The organism is Streptomyces sp. AC627_RSS907 (genome assembly GCF_019049165.1).
In genome coordinates this window covers 1-617 of the sequence record NZ_JAGMUE010001013.1, presented here as the reverse complement: position 1 = coordinate 617, position 617 = coordinate 1, and the positions used below count along the sequence as shown (strand labels likewise).

At 69.5% G+C, this 617-nt stretch carries 1 protein-coding gene; it reads right to left on the bottom strand.

Going from position 1 to position 617, the window contains the following annotated elements; translation table 11 throughout:
- Positions 1-6: 6 nt before the first annotated feature.
- The gene (locus KUM32_RS39970; RefSeq protein ID WP_217146625.1) at positions 7-453 is read right to left on the bottom strand and encodes a hypothetical protein; all 447 of its coding nucleotides are present in this window, start codon (positions 451-453) and stop codon (positions 7-9) included.
- Between the last annotated feature and the right edge of the window lie 164 nt (positions 454-617).

Sequence of the window (617 nt, the reverse complement as noted above, 5' to 3'; positions counted from 1 at the left end):
CCCCCCTCACGCGTCACCCCCGCGCCCCGACTGCCCCGGTGCCTCCGGCACCCGGAACCCACACTCCTCGGGCGTCTTCCCGTTCGCCGTCATGACCCCCGCCGCCTCGTACCCGTCCGACCAGAAATACGCACCGGCCCCGGCAAGGGAGTCCAGGGTGAGTTGCACGTGCCGCGCATTGGGTCGGATCTCGTTCTTCTTCGCCGCCTCCATGTCGAACAGCGAGTTCTCGTACGCGCACTGGAACTCCCGGTCGGATACGGCCCGCCAGCCGCCGCCCAGGCCATTCCGCCCACATTCGGCGAGGAAGAACCTCAGCACGACACCGGCCACGGTGTGAATTTCATGCTCGCCGGTGAGTACGTAGCGCAAGGCGCGCGTGTAGCCCGCCGAGAACCCGGACTCGCCGTCCCTGGCAAGCGGTACGTCGTCGGGTTCGGTCGCGTCACTCATCGGGACCCCCCGCACGGTGCCGGGGGCAGCGACAGGGCCCCCAGGCGGTGGAGAGGTACTTGGCCTCAAGTTCCCCGGGAGTGACGGTGTCTGGGTCGATGTGGACGGTGGTGGTCGGGGCGACCGGTACCGGCTGTTCGCCGGGGCGTTGGCGGTAGACCCGC

What these genes read in the sequence shown, in the direction of transcription:
- KUM32_RS39970 (WP_217146625.1), bottom strand. Translation starts at nt 453, where the DNA reads ATGAGTGACGCGACCGAACCCGACGACGTACCGCTTGCCAGGGACGGC.